This window comes from Streptomyces sp. G-G2 (genome assembly GCF_030063135.1).
Classification (GTDB): domain Bacteria; phylum Actinomycetota; class Actinomycetes; order Streptomycetales; family Streptomycetaceae; genus Streptomyces.
This window is the reverse complement of record NZ_JASISO010000009.1, coordinates 1-19424: the sequence shown is the minus strand read 5'-3', so window position 1 is coordinate 19424 and position 19424 is coordinate 1. Positions and strand designations below refer to the sequence as shown.

Annotated in this window: 14 protein-coding genes and 3 pseudogenes; 9 read left to right on the top strand and 8 right to left on the bottom strand. The window is 72.1% G+C overall.

Annotated features, from left to right (window positions below):
• The first annotated feature begins 89 nt into the window (after positions 1–89).
• Positions 90–1613, top strand: a complete 1524-nt coding sequence (gene exaC / locus QMF80_RS09680) for an acetaldehyde dehydrogenase ExaC (protein ID WP_283451612.1) — start codon at positions 90–92, stop codon at positions 1611–1613.
• A gap of 103 nt (positions 1614–1716) precedes the next feature.
• Here the strand turns inward: exaC and QMF80_RS09675 are convergent, their stop codons facing one another.
• Positions 1717–2091: a DoxX family protein gene (locus tag QMF80_RS09675; protein ID WP_283451857.1), complete on the bottom strand. Its 375-nt coding sequence runs from the start codon at positions 2089–2091 to the stop codon at positions 1717–1719.
• Positions 2092–2182: 91 nt separating this feature from the next.
• Here QMF80_RS09675 and QMF80_RS09670 point away from each other — a divergent pair.
• Positions 2183–3040, top strand: a pseudogene (locus tag QMF80_RS09670) (LysR family transcriptional regulator).
• A 174-nt stretch (positions 3041–3214) separates the two neighbouring features.
• Positions 3215–4150 (top strand): D-alanyl-D-alanine carboxypeptidase family protein, encoded by a 936-nt coding sequence (locus tag QMF80_RS09665; protein WP_283451610.1) that lies wholly within the window; start codon positions 3215–3217, stop codon positions 4148–4150.
• Positions 4151–4201: 51 nt separating this feature from the next.
• Here QMF80_RS09665 and recQ read toward each other — a convergent pair whose 3' ends face one another.
• From recQ to QMF80_RS09645, 4 genes are all read right to left on the bottom strand, one after another.
• A complete protein-coding gene (gene recQ, locus QMF80_RS09660) occupies positions 4202–6193 on the bottom strand; it encodes a DNA helicase RecQ (protein WP_283451608.1) in 1992 nt (663 codons plus the stop codon).
• Positions 6194–6287: 94 nt separating this feature from the next.
• Positions 6288–6608, bottom strand: a complete 321-nt coding sequence (locus tag QMF80_RS09655; RefSeq protein WP_283451606.1) for a hypothetical protein — start codon at positions 6606–6608, stop codon at positions 6288–6290.
• Between the two features lie 104 nt (positions 6609–6712).
• Positions 6713–7702, bottom strand: coding sequence for a hypothetical protein (locus tag QMF80_RS09650; RefSeq protein ID WP_283451604.1), 990 nt, complete (start codon positions 7700–7702; stop codon positions 6713–6715).
• Positions 7703–7876: 174 nt separating this feature from the next.
• Positions 7877–9115, bottom strand: a complete 1239-nt coding sequence (locus tag QMF80_RS09645; RefSeq protein ID WP_283451603.1) for a molybdopterin molybdotransferase MoeA — start codon at positions 9113–9115, stop codon at positions 7877–7879.
• Positions 9116–9466: 351 nt separating this feature from the next.
• On the opposite strand from QMF80_RS09645, the gene QMF80_RS38275 reads away from it, so the two are divergent.
• The 5 genes and pseudogenes from QMF80_RS38275 (at position 9467) to QMF80_RS09620 (ending at position 13429) form a co-directional block, all read left to right on the top strand.
• Positions 9467–9916 (top strand): DoxX family protein, encoded by a 450-nt coding sequence (locus QMF80_RS38275; protein WP_283451601.1) that lies wholly within the window; start codon positions 9467–9469, stop codon positions 9914–9916.
• Positions 9916–10047 (top strand): annotated as a pseudogene (locus QMF80_RS38270) (hypothetical protein); the annotation flags it as partial. The gene QMF80_RS38275 and the pseudogene QMF80_RS38270, both read left to right, overlap by 1 nt.
• 227 nt (positions 10048–10274) lie before the next feature.
• Positions 10275–12341, top strand: a complete 2067-nt coding sequence (locus tag QMF80_RS09630; RefSeq protein WP_283451599.1) for a galactose-binding domain-containing protein — start codon at positions 10275–10277, stop codon at positions 12339–12341.
• Positions 12342–12417: 76 nt separating this feature from the next.
• Positions 12418–13014 (top strand): TetR/AcrR family transcriptional regulator, encoded by a 597-nt coding sequence (locus tag QMF80_RS09625; protein WP_283451596.1) that lies wholly within the window; start codon positions 12418–12420, stop codon positions 13012–13014.
• 196 nt (positions 13015–13210) lie between these two features.
• Complete coding sequence (locus QMF80_RS09620) at positions 13211–13429, top strand: hypothetical protein (RefSeq protein WP_283451885.1); 219 nt, start codon at positions 13211–13213, stop codon at positions 13427–13429.
• A gap of 31 nt (positions 13430–13460) precedes the next feature.
• Here QMF80_RS09620 and QMF80_RS09615 read toward each other — a convergent pair whose 3' ends face one another.
• The 3 genes and pseudogenes from QMF80_RS09615 to QMF80_RS09605 all read right to left on the bottom strand — a co-directional run bounded on the left by QMF80_RS09615 (position 13461) and on the right by QMF80_RS09605 (position 15537).
• Positions 13461–13880, bottom strand: coding sequence for a hypothetical protein (locus QMF80_RS09615; protein WP_283451883.1), 420 nt, complete (start codon positions 13878–13880; stop codon positions 13461–13463).
• Positions 13881–14025: 145 nt separating this feature from the next.
• A pseudogene (locus QMF80_RS09610) lies at positions 14026–14244 on the bottom strand (helix-turn-helix domain-containing protein); the annotation flags it as partial.
• A 333-nt stretch (positions 14245–14577) separates the two neighbouring features.
• Positions 14578–15537, bottom strand: a complete 960-nt coding sequence (locus QMF80_RS09605) for a LysR family transcriptional regulator (protein WP_283451594.1) — start codon at positions 15535–15537, stop codon at positions 14578–14580.
• A 176-nt stretch (positions 15538–15713) separates the two neighbouring features.
• Between QMF80_RS09605 and QMF80_RS09600 the strand changes: the two genes are divergently transcribed.
• On the top strand, positions 15714–19193 hold the full coding sequence (locus tag QMF80_RS09600; RefSeq protein ID WP_283451592.1) for a M28 family peptidase: 3480 nt from the start codon (positions 15714–15716) through the stop codon (positions 19191–19193).
• The last annotated feature ends 231 nt before the right edge of the window (positions 19194–19424 follow it).

The following is a 19424-nucleotide window of genomic DNA, read 5'->3' as shown; positions in this document are numbered from 1 at the left end:
TGGTGCAACCCTTCCGCAACCCGCGCGCTCCTAGCCTCCTCCCGAGCGCCGTCCGGTCCGGTACGGCGCCCGGCAAAGGGGAGTACACCATGGCCCGTTACGCTGCGCCCGGTACCGACGGGGCGCTCATGTCGTACGCCTCCCGGTACGGTCACTTCATCGGTGGCGAGTACGTCGAGCCCGTCCTCGGCGGCTACTTCGAGAACCCCTCCCCCATCAACGGGCAGCCCTTCACCGAGGTGGCGCGCGGAACGGCGGCCGACGTGGAGCGGGCGCTGGACGCGGCGCACGCGGCGGCGCCCGCCTGGGGCCGCACCTCCCCCGCCGACCGCTCGCTGGTCCTGCTGCGCATCGCGGACCGGATGGAGGCGAACCTGGAGGCGCTCGCGGTCGCCGAGACCTGGGAGAACGGAAAGCCGGTACGGGAGACCCTGGCCGCGGACATTCCGCTGGCCATCGACCACTTCCGCTACTTCGCGGGAGCGGTACGGGCCCAGGAGGGCAGTCTCAGCGAGCTGGACGACGACACGGTGGCCTATCACTTCCACGAGCCGCTGGGAGTGGTGGCCCAGATCATTCCGTGGAACTTCCCGATCCTGATGGCGGTGTGGAAGCTGGCGCCCGCGCTGGCCGCCGGGAACACGGTGGTGCTCAAGCCCGCCGAGCAGACCCCCGCTTCGGTGCACTACTGGATGAGCCTGGTGGCGGACCTGCTGCCGCCGGGCGTGGTCAACATCGTCAACGGGTTCGGGGAGGAGGCGGGCAAGCCGCTGGCGTCCAGCCCGCGCGTCGCGAAGATCGCCTTCACCGGCGAGACCTCCACGGGCCGCCTGATCATGGGGTACGCGGCCGCGAACTTGAAGCCCGTCTCGCTGGAACTGGGCGGCAAGAGCCCCAACATCTTCTTCGACGACATCTGGGCCGTCGACGACGAGCTGCGCGACAAGGCGCTGGAGGGGTTCGCGATGTTCGCCCTCAACCAGGGCGAGGTGTGCACGTGTCCGTCGCGCGCCCTGATCGAGCGCGGGCGGTACGGGGACTTCTTGGACGCGGCCGTCGCCCGTACCGAACTGATCGTGCCGGGACACCCGTTGGACACGGACACCATGATCGGGGCACAGGCCTCCGAGGAGCAGCTCAAGAAGGTCCTGTCGTATCTGGAGATCGGACAGCAGGAGGGCGCCAAGATCCTGACGGGAGGTCAGCGGCTGGAGCCGGGAGGTGAGCTGGCCGGCGGGTACTACGTCCAGCCGACCATCTTCGAGGGGAACAACCGCATGCGGGTGTTCCAGGAGGAGATCTTCGGGCCCGTGGTGTCGGTGACCTCGTTCCAGGACTTCGAGGACGCGATCCGGATCGCCAACGACACCCCCTACGGCCTGGGCGCCGGGGTGTGGACCCGCGACGTGAACACCGCCTACCGCGCGGGCCGCGCGATCCAGGCGGGCCGGGTGTGGCAGAACTCCTACCATGCGTATCCCGCCCACGCCGCCTTCGGCGGCTACAAGCAGTCCGGGGTGGGCCGCGAGACCCACAAGATGATGCTGGACAGCTACCAGCAGACGAAGAACATCCTGGTGTCGTACTCCCCGAACAAGCTCGGCTTCTTCTAGCCCCTCCTTCCCGCCGCTCCTTCCCGCCCCTTCTTGCAGCCGCTCATTCCAGCCGCGCGCGGTGTGGGGCCCGAGGCGCGGCCCGCGTCCTCAGGCATCGCGTTCACAGCCAGGTCGTGGCCAGCCAACTGGTCGCGGCCGCGGTGAGGACGAGGGTGATGTTGAGGGCGATCTTGCGGTCGCCGCGGCTCAGGTGGACCGCGGTCGCGGCGATCTGCAGGAGGACGAACCCGAGGGCCGCGGCCAGGACCAGGGCCAGGGCCAGCCAGGGTGCGACGCCGGTCAGCGGCGGAAGGATCAAGCCGGTCGCGCCGAGCACCTCGACGACTCCGATGGTTCGGACGACCGGCATCGGCGTGCGGTCGGTCCAGGCCATCATCGGCTGGAGCCGCTCCCGGGTCCGGAGCACCTTGATCCCGCCCCCGTAGAGATAGAAGAGTGCGAGGAACCCGGCAACGGGCCAGTAGGCGACGTCCATGATGTCCATGCCCCGATTCCACCGCCGGGGTGGCGGAGCTGTCCAAGACCCCTTGGATTGCAGCGATACCCCCCGGGTATCGTCACTGGTCATGGAGCTACGCACCCTGCGCTATTTCGTGGCCGTCGCCGAGGAACTCCACTTCGGCCGGGCCGCCGTCCGGCTGCACATGAGCCAGCCCCCGCTGAGCCGGTCGATCAAGCGGCTCGAGTCGGACCTCGGGGCCGCACTGCTGCACCGCTCCCCGGCGGGTGTCGCACTCACCGCGGCCGGTGCCGTGCTGCTCGACCAGGCGCGCACCTGCTCGACCAGGCCGAGCAGGTGCGCGTGCGCGTGGCCGCGGCGGCGGGCACCGCGGTCCTCACCGTCGGCATCCTGGGTGACAGCGGCGACCGGGGCGCGAGCCGGCTGGCGGCCGCCTACCGCCGACAGCACCCGGGTGTCGAGGTGCGCGTCCGCGAAACAGACCTGACCGACCGGACCTGCGGGCTGCGGGCTGCGGGCCGGGCTGCTCGACCTGGCGCTGACCCGCGGGCCGTTCGACGAAAGCGGCCTGTTGGTGCGCGCGTTGCGCGTCGATCCGGTGGGGGCGGTGCTGCGCGCCGACGATCCGCTGGCCCGCCGCGACCAGCTGGCACTGGCCGACCTGGCCGAGAGGCGCTGGTTCCAGTTCCCGGACGGCACCGACCAGCTCTGGCGCTCTTACTGGAACGGCGGCGAGCCGCGCGAGGGGCCCGTGGTGCGGGCGGTGCAGGAGTGTCTGCAGGCCGTCCTGTGGAAGGGCACGGTCGGGATGACCCTGCTCGGACACGGCGTACCCGAGGAGCTGGCCGTGGTCCGGCTGACCGACATGGCGCCGAGTCGCGTGGTGGTGGCGTGGCGGGCGGGCGACACGAACCCGCTGGTCGGGTCGTTCGTCCGGCTCGCCGCGGACGCCTACCGCGACTGAACCGCACCGGGGCCGCGGCAGGCCCGCGGCAGCCGGCACCAGGTCCGCACCGGTTCGTGCGGCCGGACTCCCGCTCGGGCGTCGGGGCGCCTACTCTCCCCCGGAGGGAGCGGGATCCGGGGTGTGGCCACCGCTCCCCTGCGGATTTCTTCGAGGGATTCGAGGGTTGATGTGATGTCCAACCTGATGCGGTGCGCCCGGGGCGCGCTGGCCGTCGCCCTGACCGCCGGTGCGCTGCTCGCGGTGTCTACGCCCGCCCAAGCAGCCGCCGCGCCGCCCGTCAGCGCCGCCGGGGCGTTCCTGATGAACGGCGCCACCGGGGCCGTGCTCTCCAGCAAGTCACCCGATACCAAACGGCAGATGGCGAGCACCACCAAGGTCATGACGGCCGTGGTGGTGGCCACCGCTCCCGGACTCGATCCCAACAGGAAGGTCACCGTCCAGCAGGCGTACCTGGACTACGTCTACCTCCAGGGCGCCAGCTCGGCCGGGCTGAAGGCGGGCGCCACCGTGACCGTCCGTCAACTGCTGTACGCGATGCTGCTGCCGTCGGGCTGCGACGCCGCGTTCGCGCTCGCGGACACCTTCGGCTCCGGCGCGACCACGGCCGCCCGGCGGACGGACTTCATCCAGCAGATGAACGCCAAGGCGAAGGCGCTGGGCATGACCAACACCGTCTACGACTCCTTCGACGGGATCTCACCGACCGGCAACAACCTCACCACCCCGCGCGACCTCGCCCGGCTCACCCAGTACGCGATGAGCAACGCCATGTTCCAGTCGCTCGTCAGGACGACCTCCTACAGCTCCGGCGGTACGTCGACACTGGGCACGTGGTGGAACACCAACCTGCTGATCCGGGCGCGCCCCACCGGTTACGGGTTCCCGGGCGCGATCGGCGTCAAGACCGGCACCGGCACGGCCGCGGGCAAGTGCCTCGTCTTCTCCGTGACGCGCAACGGCAAGACGGTCGTCGGTGTCCTGCTGAACGACGAGGAGCGCTACGCCGACTCCATGGCCCTGGCCAACTGGGCCCTCGGCCCGGCGGTCGGCGCGAAGGCGGCGTTGCGGCGCGCCGACACCGAGCCGGTCCCGGACGTACTCGACTGACCGCGCGGACGTGACGTCATGACGCCGTGACGCGGCGACGCCGCGGGGCGGCTACTCCCAGTCGTCCCACGGCGGCTCCATCTCGTCCAGGTCGAAGGGCGGTTCGTCGGCGTCCCCCGCCTCGGGCCGCCCCTGCGGCGCGGGCGCCGCGGGGGCCGAAGGCACGGCGGCCGCGGGGGCACCAGGGGCGGCCGCGCATTCCGCCAGGGTGTCGAGGACTCCCTCGGCGTACTTCGTGAGCTTGGCCTCGCCGACCCCGCCGATGGTCCCCAACTCCGCCACCGTGGTGGGAAGCCGGGTCGCGATCTCCCGCAGCGTCGCGTCATGGAAGACGACGTACGCCGGTACGCCCGCCTCCCGTGCCGTCGCGGCCCGCCAGGCGCGCAGGGCCAGGAAGACCGGTTCGGCCGCGGCGGGCAGGTCGACCGGGACCCGGGCGCCCTTCCCGGAGCGCGATCCGGACTCCTTCCGGGCCGGGGCGGCGACCGCCTTCTCCTTGCGCATCGAGACGCTGCGGCGCCCGCCCAGCACCTCGCCGCTGTCGTCCGTCAGCACCAGCGTCCCGAAGTCGCCCTCCACCGCGAGCAGTCGCAGCGCCAGCAGCTGACGCACGACGCTCCGCCACTCCGCGGTGCTCAGGTCGGCGCCGATGCCGAACACCGAGAGCCCGTCGTGGTCGAACTGGATGACCTTCGCCGTCTTCTTGCCCTGAAGGATGTCGATGATCTGGCCCGCACCGAACTTCTGGCGGCGTTCCCGCGCCAGGCGCCAGACCGTGGACAGCAGTTTCTGCGCCGGGACCGTCCCGTCCCAGGACTCGGCCGGGGTCAGACACGTATCGCAGTTGCCACAGGGCTCGCCCGACTGGCCGAAGTACGCCAGGAGTTGGGTCCGGCGGCAGTCGACCGTCTCGCACAGCGCGAGCATGGCGTCCAGGTGCATGCCCAGCGACCGGCGGCGCGCCTCGTCGCCCTCGGAGCCCTCGATGAGCTTGCGCTGCTGGACCACGTCCTGCAGTCCGTACGCCAGCCACGCCGTGGCGGGCTCGCCGTCGCGGCCCGCACGGCCCGTCTCCTGGTAGTACCCCTCGACCGACTTCGGCAGGTCGAGGTGGGCCACGAAACGCACGTCGGGCTTGTCGATGCCCATGCCGAAGGCGATCGTGGCGACGACCACGACCCCGTCCTCCCGGAGGAAGCGCGCCTGGTTCTCCGCACGCGTACGGGAGTCCATTCCGGCGTGGTAGGCCACGGCGTCGATGCCCTGCTCGACCAGGAAGGCCGCGGTCTTCTCCACCGAGGCCCGCGAGAGGCAGTACACGACGCCCGCGTCCCCGTCGTGCTCGGTGCGGATCAGCTCCAGCAGTTGCTTGAGCGGGTTGTTCTTCGGTGCGATGCGGTACTGGATGTTCGGCCGGTCGAAACTGGCGACGAAGTGCCGGGCCTCCTCCAGGCCGAGCCGCGCCACGATCTCGGCATGGGTCGCCGCGGTGGCCGTCGCGGTCAGCGCGATCCGCGGCACCTTCGGCCAGCGCTCGTGCAGCAGGGACAGCGCGAGGTAGTCCGGCCGGAAGTCGTGGCCCCACTGGGCGACGCAGTGCGCCTCGTCGATCGCGAAGAGCGACACCTTGCCCCGGTCGAGCAGCCGCTGCGTGTTCTCGGTGCGCAGCCGTTCGGGAGCGAGGTAGAGGAGGTCCAGCTCGTCGGCGAGGAAGGCCCGCTCGACGGCCTGCCGTTCATACGGCTCCTGCGTGGAGTTGAGGAACCCGGCCCGCACGCCGAGGGCGGTCAGCGCGTTCACCTGGTCCTGCATCAGCGCGATGAGCGGGGAGATCACGACGCCCGTACCTTCCCGGACGAGCGCCGGGATCTGGTAGCAGAGCGACTTGCCGCCGCCGGTCGGCATCAGCACCAGGGCGTCACCGCCGCCGACGACCTGCTCGATGATCTCCTGCTGCTCGCCGCGGAAGGAGCTGTAGCCGAATACTCGGTGCAGCACCTGCAGAGCGTCGGAGATCTCGGGGGAAGCGTCGGGAAGGGCCATTCACGAAGCGTAACGTCACCCACCGACACCCGGTTCCGCCCGCCGGGATCAACGGACGGAACCGGACAGCCCCTGGGTCCGTCAGCGGGGCGGATCACGGTGACCACCCACGCCGAGCCGCGGAGCCGGACCGCGCCGTCTCCTTCGGGGGCGCGCAGGATCCCGGCGGGCTTCCGGCGGGCTTCCGGCGGGCGCGTTCCCGGGATCCCTGGTCGACCCGGCCCATCAGGTGGTGGCCGGGGCCGGAGCCCAGCAGGAACCCGGCAGCGTCCCGCCCGTCCTCGCCCCCCTTCCCGTACGCCTCCCCGCGCACCGCGTCGACCTGCTCGGATCCGGCGGCGGCCATGATCTCGCGGGTACGGACCGGGGCCGCCAGGGAGCACGTGCCGGACCCCGTGGGCACCGGCACCGGCACGGGTACGGGTATCGGGTACGGATACCGGCACAGGCGCGGGTACGGGTACGGGCGCCCACACGGACGTCGACTCCATCGCGCCGCGCTCGTCAGGGCGGTACGGGTCAGCTGCCGCAGTGGCCGAGGCAGACCCGCGGGTTCTTGCCCGGGGCGTGGGTGAAGATCAGGTAGTCCCAGTCCATGGCTTGCGCGCCCGCGGTGGTGTCGGCCCAGCCGTCCCGGAAGCGGCCGAAGTCGTCGGCGCCCACCGTCCCCTGCCAGGGAACCGAGGTACCGGCCGCGCAGTCGACCACCTCACGGACCCAGCCGGTGACCCGCGCGGCGCCCTGCTGCTGGACGACGTAGGCGAACACGTTGACGCTCGCCGTCTTGTTGCAGCGCACGGTGCCGTGGAGCGTCGCCTCTCCCCCGGCGGTGACGGTGCCGATCCGGGCCGCCGACATGGTCAGCGCCAGGACGGGCGGGGCGGGCGGGGCCTCGACACGGACCGTGCCGTGGGAGGCCGCCGCCGCGCCCGCGCAGCGCTGCTCGAAGTCGGCGTCGAGGGAGTCGAGCCAGCCGTGCGGGTTCCACTCGATGTGGTGGATGGTGAAGCTGCCCGTCACCGCGGCGCAGTAGCGGCCGTCACCCGAGAAGTCGACGCCGGGGCTGTTCCCGTGGAAGGGGAACTGGGTGGCCCCGGGGTAGACGCCCGGCGTCAGCTGCCGGCCCTGGGGGGCGCCGAAGGCCAGGTACCACCAGGTGTCGCCGTCCCGGACCCGGATCTCCGCCATATTGCTGCCGACGCTCCGGTAGATCAGGAACTCCTGCTCGGGGGTCCCGAAGGACTTCGTGCGGCCCTGGGTGATCCGGTCGTCCGAGTCTCCGGCGAAGGTGAACGTTCCCTGGGAGACCGGCTGTTGGATGTCCGGCAACTCGGGCATGTCCTCCCGCGCGGCGGCCTGGGCGGTGGCGGGCGCGGTGGTCCGGGCGGTGGCGTGCGCGGCGGCGTGGACGGGGTTGCCCGCGGCGACGCCCCCGGCCGCGAGGCCCACCAGCAGTCCCGCTGTCGCGACGATGCGCCCGAGCGCGCGCCGCGTGGTGCTCCGTGCCATTCGGATCCCCCCTTGGAGTCCAGTGTCATGGTCGGGCGCAGCCTAAGTCCAGCCCCGCGGCCGGCTGCCGCGCTGGCCGGGACTGGCGGGAGGACGGCCGGAACCGCGATCCGCCCACCGGCCGCGGGTGCGGGAAGGCGGCCACCACGACCTCGACGCCCCCTGGAAGGCGTCTCAGGAGAGCGGGACCAGCGGTACCGCGCGGCCGCGGGTCCAGTCCGCCGGTACGGCCGCCAGGGCGTCGGCCAGGGCCGCGCCGTGGAGGAAGGCGGCGCCGTGGCCGCCGAGCGCCCGCGCGGTGGCCCCCTCCCACACCACCGGGACCAGTCGGGTGCGGCCCGGAGCGGGGTGCACCGGGCCGGTCAGCGGTGCTGCGGGCAGGACGGGCAGCGCCCGGCCCGACAGGCCCGCCAGCAATGGGGTCAGCAGGGTGTGCGCCGCGACGAGGGCCGCGTACGGATTGCCCGGCAGGCCGACCACCCAGCGGCCGGAGACCGTACGGGCCAGCAGTTGCGGATGGCCCGGGCGGCAGGCCACCGTGTCCACCACCCACCGGGCGCCGTCGTCGTGGAGCAGCCGGCGCAGCCGGTCGGTGGCGCCCACCGACGTGGAGCCCGTCACCACGATGACGTCGGCGCCTGCGGGCGCCCCGTGCACCTGGTCGGCGAGCGCGTCCGCGGGCCGGTCCGGGACGTGCCGTACGTCCGCCGCCTCGCCCCCCGCCGCCCGCACCAGCGGCGGGAGCAGCGGCCCGAGGGCATCCCGTACCCGCCCGGGCCCCGCCAGGCCGGAGAGCGCCAGCTCGTCCCCGGTGACCAGGATGCGCACGCGGGGCCGACGGCGCACCGGGAGTACGTCGTACCCGCACGCGGCGGCCAGCCCCAGCAGCGCCGGGCCCACGCGGGACCCGGCCGGGGCCAGGGCCGTGCCGGCCGGGGCGTCCTCCCCCGTCCGGCGGACGTGCCTGCCCGCGGCGGGGGCCGGGCCCCGCAGCACGGGCCCGCAGCGGGCGGCCTCCTCGACCGGGAGCACGGCATACGCGCCGGGCGGGACCCCGGCTCCGGTGGAGATCTCCACGGCCTCCCCCGCGACCAGCGGCCCACCCGGCCAGACCTCCCCCGCCCGGACGGCTCCGCGCACCCGCCACGGGCCCGGGCCCGCGACGGCGTACCCGTCCATCGCGGCCGTGTCGCGGGCCGGGAGCGGCAGCCGGGTGCGGACGGCGCCCGCGAGCACGAGGCCGACCGAGGCCGCCAGCGGCACGGCGGTGGAGGGCACGGGCTCGGCGGCGGCGTGGGCCAGTTCCCGGGCGCGCTGCCAGGGCGCGCCGCCGCGGCACGGGCCACCGGGTCCCGCCCCGGGCACGGGGGCGGCGGGGGCGGACGCGGGGGCCGGGGCGGCGGGGGCTGTCATGCGCCGGACTCTGCCGCCACCGCTTTACGTCCCGTGTACTGCCGCGTTGCCACCGCGCACCGGCCCGCTCACGCGCCCCGCCCCGCCCCCGTGAGGCTCCGGCGGAGGGGCGTCGGCAGGGCGGCGAGGGCGCGCGCCGTCCCGCGCCGCACCGCACCGCACCGCGACACGACATCGCCGTCGCGACGACCGTCCCGGACCGCCCGCGGCCAAGCGGTAACTTCGCCGTGGTCACGTGGTCGCGCAGTCACGTGACCACCGTGGTCATCGTGGTCACGTGGTCACCGTCGAGGCCGGTCGCAGCGGGAGGTTCACGTCCGGCACCCTCACCGTCCGCTGAACGGAGTGCTCATGTCCCGCCTGCCACGCCCCACCGACGCGCACCTGCTGGGCCTGTTCCGCATCGTGACCGGGTTCCTCCTCGCCTGCCACGGCGCCGCCAAGCTGTTCGGCTTCCTCGGCGGCGACCCCGTTCCGGTGGGCCTGTGGCCCTACTGGTGGGCCGGACTCGTCGAACTCGGCGGTGGCGCCCTGGTCGCCGTCGGCCTCCTCGTCCGGCCCGCCGCGCTCCTGTGCTCGGGGGCCATGGCCTTCGCCTACTTCACCGAGCACCAGCCCAACGGCCTGTTCCCGATGGAGAACGACGGTGAACTCGCCGTCCTGTACTGCTGGGCCTTCCTCGCCCTCGCCGTCCTCGAACCGGCCGCGCTCTCCCTGCCCGCCGTCCGGCGGAACCGGCGTATCTCATGTCACGGTCCGGAATCTGAACACCTGTCACCGTCCGGCGCGTCCGAGGCCTAGTGCCGCCGCGACGGCTGTGGGTCGACCCCGACCGCGGCCTGAAGACCCGGGGCTGGGAGGAGACCCGCGGCTCACTGGAGACCCTCGTCGCAGCCGCCCGCGAGGTGCGGGGTGAACTGACCGCCTCCTGACACGGTCTGACGGTGCGTGAAAAGCAGCGGGCCGACACGGCCCGCGGCCCCTTGGGTTGTGCCACCGGTCCCCCGTACCGGTGAAGGCTCCGGATCCGACGGTGCATCAGGTCAAGTGACCCGGACTATTGACTCTGCTCGCGGCAGTCGGGATTCTCGACGCGTTGTTTACGCGGGACATGACAACTCCTGCCCACCGCGCCATCCGCCGACCGAGGACGTGAGTGATGACCTTGACCCGACATCCGCACATCCGGCGAAAGCCGGTCATGGTTCTGTCGTTGCTCTTCGCCCTGCTGGCCACGGCGCTCAGCCCGGCGTCCAGCGCCGCCGCCGCCGACCCCGGCTGGTGGAACCCGACCGCCCGGCCCGTACCCGACTCCGGGATCAACGTCACCGGCGAGCCCTTCAAGGGCACGGACGCGCAGGGGAACGTACGGGGCTTCGTCGACGCCCACGACCACATCATGGCCAACGAGGGCTTCGGTGGCCGTCTGATCTGCGGCAAGGCGTTCTCCGACCTCGGGGTCGCCGACGCGCTCAAGGACTGTCCGGAGCACTACCCCGACGGTTCGCTCGCGATCTTCGACTTCATCACCAAGGGCGGTGACGGCAAGCACGACCCGGTCGGCTGGCCCACCTTCAAGGACTGGCCCGCCCACGACTCGCTGACCCATCAGCAGAACTACTACGCCTGGGTGGAGCGGGCCTGGCGCGGCGGCCAGCGGGTGCTCGTCAACGACCTCGTCACCAACGGCGTGATCTGCTCGGTCTACTTCTTCAAGGACCGCAGCTGCGACGAGATGACCGCCATCCGGCTGGAGGCGCAGAAGACGTACGACATGCAGGCCTACATCGACAAGATGTACGGCGGCCCGGGCAAGGGCTGGTTCCGCATCGTCACCGACTCCGCGCAGGCCCGCGACGTGGTCCAGCAGGGCAAGCTGGCCGTGGTGCTGGGGGTCGAGACCTCCGAGCCCTTCGGCTGCAAGCAGGTGCTGGACATCTCGCAGTGCAGCAAGGCGGACATCGACAAGGGCCTCGACGAGCTGCACGCGCTGGGCGTGCGCAGCATGTTCCTGTGCCACAAGTTCGACAACGCCCTGTGCGGGGTCCGGTTCGACGAGGGCGCCCTGGGCACGGCCATCAACGTGGGGCAGTTCCTGTCGACCGGGACCTTCTGGCAGACGGAGAAGTGCACCGGTCCGCAGCACGACAACCCCATCGGGCTGGCGCCCGCGGCCAACGCGCAGAAGGAGCTCCCGCCGGGCGTCGCGGTGCCCTCGTACGCCGCCGACGCCCAGTGCAACAGCCGGGGGCTGACGGACCTCGGTGAGTACGCCGTGCGCGGCATGATGAAACGCAAGATGATGCTCGAGGTCGACCACATGAGCGTCAAGGCGGCGGGCCGCTCCTTCGACATCCTGGAGTCCGCCTCGTACCCCGGCGTCCTCTCCTCGCACAGCTGGATGGACAGCGCCTGGACCGAGCGCCTCTACAAGCTCGGCGGTTTCGCCGCCCAGTACATGAGCGGGTCCGAAGGGTTCAGCGCCGAGGCCAAAAGCAAGGACGCGCTGCGCGAGAAGTACCACGTGGGTCTCGGCTACGGCACCGACATGAACGGGGTCGGCGGCTGGCCCGCCCCGCGCGGCGCCGGGGCCCCGGACCCGGTGACGTACCCCTACCGCAGCACCGACGGCGGTTCGGTCATCGACAAGCTGACCAGCGGCCAGCGCACCTGGGACTTCAACACCGACGGCGGCGCGCACTACGGCATGGTGCCCGACTGGATCGAGGACATCCGGCACGTCGGCGGCCAGGGTGTGGTGGACGACCTCTTCCAGGGCGCCGAGTCCTACCTCCGTACGTGGGGAGCGTCCGAGCAGCACCGGGCCGGGGTGAACCTCGCCTCCGGGGCCGCCGCCTCGGCCAGCTCGGCCGAATGGAACCCCTTCACGAGCTACGCTCCCGGGCAGGCCGTGGACGGCAACACCGGCACCCGCTGGGCCAGCGACTGGAGCGACGACCAGTGGCTCCAGGTCGACCTCGGCTCCGCGAGCCTGGTGTCCAGGGTGACCCTGGACTGGGAGCGGGCCTACGGGAAGGCCTACCGCATCGAGGTCTCCACGGACGGAGCGAACTGGCAGACCGCCTGGTCCACGGCCACCGGTGACGGCGGCCTGGACACGGCCCGGTTCAGCGGGGTCTCCGCGCGCTACGTCCGCGTCCACGGGCTGGGACGCGGCACCCAATGGGGTTACTCCCTGCACGAAGTCGGCGTATACAGCAGCTGACGCGCGTGTCCGGGGGGAGGGGGCGCCTCCCCCTCCCCCCGGGCAGCACGGCGCACCCCCAGTGAAGGAGACCCGCATGGCACGGATGCCGCTGGCCGAGCGCCGTCGGCAGCTGACCGAGGCGGCGATCCGCGCGATGACCCGCGACGGGGTCGCGCGGACGACCACCCGGTCCATCGCCGCCGAGGCGGGGGTGTCACTGAGCGTCTTCCACTACTGCTTCGATTCCAAGCAGCTCCTGCTGGAGTCCGTCCTCACCACGATCACCGGTCACTACGTCACGGTGGTGAAGGAGGGCATCCAGCCGCGGGCCACCGTCCACGAGACCGTCCGGGCGGGTTTCCAGGCGTACTGGGACCATGTGGCGGCCCGTCCCGGCGAACACATGCTGACCTACGAACTCACCCAGTACGCGCTGCGCGAGCCGGGGTTCGAGCACCTCGCCCGGCGCCAGTACGAGCTGTACTCCGCGACCTACGCCGAACTGCTGGAGCAGCTCGGCCGCAGCATGGACTTCGAACTCCTCGTCCCCGTCGACGTGCTGGCCCGCTACCTGGCCGCGATGACGGACGGGGTCACGCTGAACTTCCTCGTTCTGGGCCAAACGGACACCGCCGCTGACATCCTCGACATGATCACCGACCACGTCGCCGGTCTGATCCGCGAACGCTGACGGGTACGCCGTACCGGTTCGGCCCGTAATCGAGTCGAATGCCCCCGTCCACCTTCGCGCCAGACAGCTTCCTGAGCGGGGTGAGACCTCATCATCAGACCTTGATCGGGGCAGAGTTGGGTGCATCAACCACTGAGCGACGGCGGCCGCTCACGAGGCGGCCCCGTCGGCGCAGACCACCGATCCGGGGTAGCTCATGCTCAAGTGTTTCGTCCTGGCCCTGTCCGTCACGGCCGCCGCACTCCTCGTCCCGTCCGCCGCCACCGCGCACGACGCCACCGCGGTCTCCGCCTCCGGCGAGACCGGCTCGACGGCCGCGACCCGGACCCCCACCACGATCGCGGTCACGCCCGGCGCCAACACCGCCATCGACTCGCGACCGCACAGCCCCACCGACACCTCCTGGGGCGGCTGAGCCTGCCCTCCGCGGCGCCCGCCGGACGTCCTCACGCCCCGACCGGGCCACCCGGTACGGGGCCGAGGCGCGTGACGACGTAACACGCGCGGCCGGTGAACTCGACCCGCCGGGACCAGCCCGCCGGAACGTACAACACCTCTCCGGTACGCAGCCGGTAGCGCAGGGAGGTGCGCGCGCCGCACTCGCCCGCCCCGGCCAGGGACCAGGTGGCGGCCCCCTCCAGCTGATGGACCAGCAGGTGCTCGGCCTCTCCCGCCCGCTGCTCCGTGGTGGCGTCGGCCGCGGCGGACCGGGCCGGGAGTCCGGCCAGCGCCGCAAGCCGGGCGGCCCACGGGCCGAGCCCGCGGCACGCGGCCAGGAAACCGGCCAACGAGCCCGTCAGAGCCGGGTGTTCGTGTTGGAGCCACAGGATGCCCGGGGCACGGCCCAGGTGGAGGAAGAGGAACACCGCGAGTTCGCGCAGGTGCGGTCCCTCCGGACAGGCCGTCGCCCGTTCGGCCGCCTCCCACTCGCCCGGCGGGCGGAACAGTCACCTCCGGGCCGGGGTCCAGCAGCCCGCGGGCCGCCGCCGCGGCGCCCGGCTGGAACCGGCTGCCCGCGCCCAACTCCTCCATGATGTCGGCGATGTGGCGCCGGGCCGTGCGGAGCGACATGCCCAGCCGACGGGCGATGGCCTCGTCCTTCAGGCCCGCCGCGAGCAGCCGGATGATCGTCTCGTGGATCTCCCGGGCCACTTCCTCCAGCAGGCGCTGGGCGCAGGAGCGGAGGGCGTCGGCGTCCACGGCGCCTTCCAGCGCGTCGAAGACCGGCATGTGATAGGTCGGCCGGCCCTCCTCCATTTCGTGGAGGAAATCCATCCGCTGCTGGGCGCGCGATGCACGGAATACGCTGACCGGCGGCTCGTCGAGTCGGTCGATCGGATCCTGAGTGGCCAAGACAACTCCCTCGGCGGCGCGCCGTTTCGACGCGCGGCGCTTACTCCCGCTTGCTTACCCCTCAACGGTAGGGAGACGGCGGAATCCGAGAAAGTCACACTTCCCAGGCACCTGGTTCTCGTGACAGCGGATCGCGCCGAATGGCGCGCGGGCGCCCGGTGCGGGCAGAGGGCGGACGCCCGGTGTCAGGCGCAGGGCGCGGGCCCCCTGTCAGGCGAGCGCGGGGTGGACCTCGGGGTGGGCGTCCCACCAGGCCCGGTGGAAGGGGTTGTTGTCCACGTTGGCCAGATAGGCGGCCGCCGCGGCACGGTAGAGCAGTTCGGCCTGGAGGGCGGAGACCGCCGAGCGGTTCCAGGCGAGCCGGATGCGGCCCACGACGGGCTCGCCGGTGAGGGGGCGCATCACGGTGCCGGGGACGGCGGGCGCGGTGGGCTGGCTGAGCGAGATGGCGCGGCCCGCCGCGATCAGGTCGTACTGCATGATCCGGTCGGTGATCCGGTAGCGCAGGGACGGGGTGAATCCGGCCTTGGCGCAGGCTTCGACCAGGGCCTCGGGTCCGCCGTCGTCGTCCTCGACCAGGGTCATCCACTGTTCGCCCGCGAGGTCGGCGAGGTCGAGGGCGGCCCGGTCGGCGAGCGGGTGCCCGGCGGCCATCCGGATGCAGAAGGGCTCCCTGGGGACCAGGGTGCGGGCCAGCACGCCCGCGGGCAGCGGGACCTCGTGGTCGTTGCACTCGCCGTAGACGATGACGTCGTACCGTCCCGCGCCGAGCATGCGGACCAGCGCGGTCACCGAGTCCTCCAGGTCCACGGTGAGCTCGCGGCCGGAGAGGGCCAGGTCGGTGCGGGCGAGCAGGCCGTCGATCAGGACGAGCAGGATGCAGCCGAGGCGCAGCGGAATGTGCCCGGCGATGGCGCGGGCCTCGGCGCCCAGCGCGTCCATCTCGTGCAGCACCCGGCGGGCCTTGGCCAGGACGAACTGGCCCAGTGAGGTGGGCTCGACCCCGAGCCGGCCGCGGACGAAGAGGTCGCCTCCGGTGACCCGTTCGATCCTGCGGAGCTGGGCGGAGAGGGCGGGCTGGGAGATCCCGAGGCGCCGGGCGGCGGCGCCCAGGCTCCCGGATTCCGCTATCAGGCAGACGGTGTGCAGATGTCTCAACTCGAGCTGCATTGCGGCAGCTTACGCAGCGTGAACGCCCCCGCACCATAACGCGGGTCTTATGCCCGCAGGGATGTCCCAATCTCGCCATGTCCACGCCCATACTCGGCGGCGGCGTACAGCCAGACCCCCCACACGATCGGAGTGGACTCTTGCAGCCCACCAGATGGACGGCGACCGTGGCAGCGATGGCGCTGACCGCGAGCCTCGCCGGCGCACTGGCAGGTACCGCGTCGGCCGCGCAACAGCCGGCCGCGGCCAACCTGCCCCCACAGACGAACGCGGCCGCGCGGGCCGTCGCGGCCGCCGACGCGGCCGTCAAGAGCGGCCTCGACACCCTGGTCAACTCCCCCCAGCAGCAGTACGACCGGCGGATGGTCACCCCCTGGGTCCAGGACCTGTACTCGGTGGCGTACGAGCGCAGTTACCGCGGTCTGCCGGTGGTCGGCGGCGACGCGGTGGTCCTCGCCGACGGCGCGGGCCGGGTCCGCGCCCTGCAGTCGGCCTCCTCCACCGTCATCGACGTGGCAACCACCCCCACCGTCACGGCGAAGTCGGCGGAGGCCACGTCCCGGGCCGAGCTGTCGAAGACCGACAAGGTCCTCGACAGCAGGCTCGTGGTCCGGCTCAAGGACGACCGGCCGGTACTGGCCTGGGAGACCGTCCTGTCCGGCCGGACCGCGACCGCGCCGAGCAAGCTCCACGTGTTCGTGGACGCGCGCACCGGCAAGCTCGTGGACCGCTACGACGAGGTGGTGGCGGGCAGCGGCACCAGCAAGTGGAACGGCCCCAACCCGCTGACCATCGACACCACCGCCTCCGGTGGTTCGTACTCCCTGCGCGACCCGAACCGGACCGGCCTGAGCTGCGCGGACTACAGCTCCGGCAGTGTGTTCTCGAAGTCCTCGGACTCTTGGGGAACGGGCAACGCCACGTCCAAGGAGACCGGCTGTACGGACCTCATGTTCGCCGCGCAGAAGCAGTGGGACATGCTGGGCGCGTGGCTCGGCCGCAACGGGGTCAGCGGCAACGGCCGCAGCTTCCCGGGCAAGGTGGGCCTCTCCGACCTGAACGCGTACTGGGACGGCAGCTCGGTCACCATCGGGCACAACAGCGCCAACGAGTGGATCGCCGGTGTGGACGTGGTGGCCCACGAGTACGGGCACGCGATCGACACCAACACCCCGGGCGGCACCAGCGGCCAGGAGGCCGGGCTCGGCGAGGGCACCGGTGACATCTTCGGCGCGCTGACCGAGGCGTACATCAACGAGCCCGCCCCGTACGACGTCCCGGACTACACCGTCGGCGAGATGATCAATCTCCAGGGCAACGGGCCGATCCGCAACATGTACAACCCGCCCGCCGTGAACAACGACCCGGCCTGCTACAGCTCCTCCATACCCAGCACCGAGGTGCACGCGGCCGCGGGGCCGCTGAACCACTGGTTCTACCTGCTGGCCGAGGGCACCAGCCCGGGCGGCGGCAAGCCCAACAGCTCCACCTGCAACCAGAGCACCCTGACGGGTGTCGGCGTGCAGAACGCGGGCAAGATCTTCTACGGCGGCATGCTGCTCAAGACCAGCAGCATGTCCTACAAGAAGTACCGTACGGCGACCCTGAGTTCGGCCAAGTCGCTGGACACCACATGCACCCTCTTCACCCGGACCAAGGCCGCCTGGGACGCGATCAGCGTGCCCGCGCAGTCCGGTGACACCACCTGCACCCCGAGCGGTCAGAACGACGACTTCTCGATGGCCCTGAACCCCGCCTCGGGCACCGTCCAGCAGGGCGGCTCGGTGACCACCACGGTGGGCACCAGTACCACCACCGGCTCCGCCCAGCAGGTCACCCTCACCGCGAGCGGACTGCCCGCCGGGGTGAGCGCCTCCTTCAACCCGGCCACCGTCCAGTCCGGCCAGTCCTCGGTGCTGACCCTCACCGCCACCTCCAGCGCGGCCCCGGGCGCCTCCACCGTCACCGTCAAGGGCCAGGGACCGGGCCTCTCGCACACCGTCGACTTCGCGCTCAACGTCGGCGGCACCCAGCCCGGCAGCGACCCGCCGAACATCGACCCCGCCAACGTGCAGGCGCACCTGGCGCAGCTGAACACGATCGCCAACCAGAACGGCGGCAACCGCCGTGCGGGCAGCGCCGGTCACACCCAGTCCCTGGCCTATGTGAAGGGCAAGCTCCAGGCGGCCGGTTACACCGTCACCGAGCAGAACTGCACCTCCTGCACCTACCCGTCCAACAACCTGATCGCCGACTGGCCGGGCGGCCCCGCCGACCAGACCGTCATGTTCGGCGCCCACCTGGACAGCGTCTCGGCGGGCCCCGGCATCAACGACAACGGCTCGGGCTCCGCGACCCTGCTGGAGAACGCGCTCGTCCTCGCGCAGAAGAACCCGACCCTGACCAAGCACGTCCGCTTCGGCTGGTGGACCGACGAGGAGCAGGGCCTGAACGGCTCGACGTTCTACGTCAACCAGCTCAGCAGCACCCAGAAGAGCGCCATCAAGGGCTACTACAACTTCGACATGGTCGGCTCACCGAACGCCGGGTACTTCATCAACAACCTCAACTCCACCACCGCCGCGCCGCTCAAGGCGTACTGGACCTCGCTGAACCTCGCCCCCGAGGAGAACGTCGAGGGCCAGGGCCGCAGTGACGACTACTCCTTCCAGCAGGGCGGGATCCCGACCTCGGGCTACGCGGCCGGTGCCAGTGCCCGCAAGACCGCGGCCCAGGCCGCCAAGTGGGGCGGCACCGCGAACGCCGCCTACGACTCCTGCTACCACAGCTCCTGTGACACCACGAACAACGTCAGTGCCACGGTCCTGGACCGCAACGCCGACGGTGTCGCGTACGCGATCTGGAAGCAGGCCGTCGGCGGCGGCACCCCGGCACAGGACTTCTCGCTGAGCACCTCCCCGGCGGCGGGCAGCGCCAACCCGGGCGGCAGCGTGACCTCCACGGTGAACACCACCACCGTCAGCGGGGGCGCCCAGACGGTGAACCTGTCCGTCTCCGGCGCGCCGAGCGGCGTGAGCGCGTCGGTCAGCCCGGCCTCCGTACAGTCCGGCTCCTCCTCGACCCTGTCCGTCCAGGTCGGCGCGGGCACCGCGCAGGGCACCTACACCCTGACGGTCACCGGTAGCGGCACGGTCAGCCACAGCACCACCTACACCCTGACCGTCGGGGGCGGCGGCGGGACCTGCACCCCGCGCCAGGTGGTCGCCAACGGCGGCTTCGAGAGCGGCGCGAGTCCCTGGACCTCCACCTCGGGCGTCATCACCAACCAGGCGGGCGAGTCCCCGCACAGCGGCGCGTACATGGCGTGGATGAACGGCTGGGGCACCCCGCGCACCGACAGCGCGGCGCAGTCCCTGACCCTGCCGGCGGGCTGCTCGACCGGCCGGCTCGCCTTCTACCTGCACATCGACACCGCCGAGACGGAGAACGTCGTCTACGACACCCTCACCGTCTCGGTGGGCGGCCAGGTCCTGGAGACCCTGTCCAACGTGAACGCCACCGCGGGCTACGTGCTCAAGACCTACGACGTCTCGCCGTTCGCGGGGCAGACGGTCACCCTCCAGTTCCAGGGGGTCGAGGACCAGTCCCTCCAGACCTCCTTCGTCGTGGACGACGTCACCCTCCAGGTGAGCTGACGCCCGGCTGAATCCCCCCACGGGACCGGCCGCCCCCGGGTCGCGCCCCGGGGGGCCGCCCCGCGGGGGGGCGGTGGCCGGGGGGCGGGGGGGGGCGGCGCCGGGGGGCGGCCCGGGGGCGGCCGGGAGGCCGCGGGGCCGGGCCTCGGGGCGGGTGTTACTCCGTACGGGTTACTTCGGGAACAGGCCGGTGGACGCGAAACGTAGTACCAGCTGAGGGGCGCCGGACAA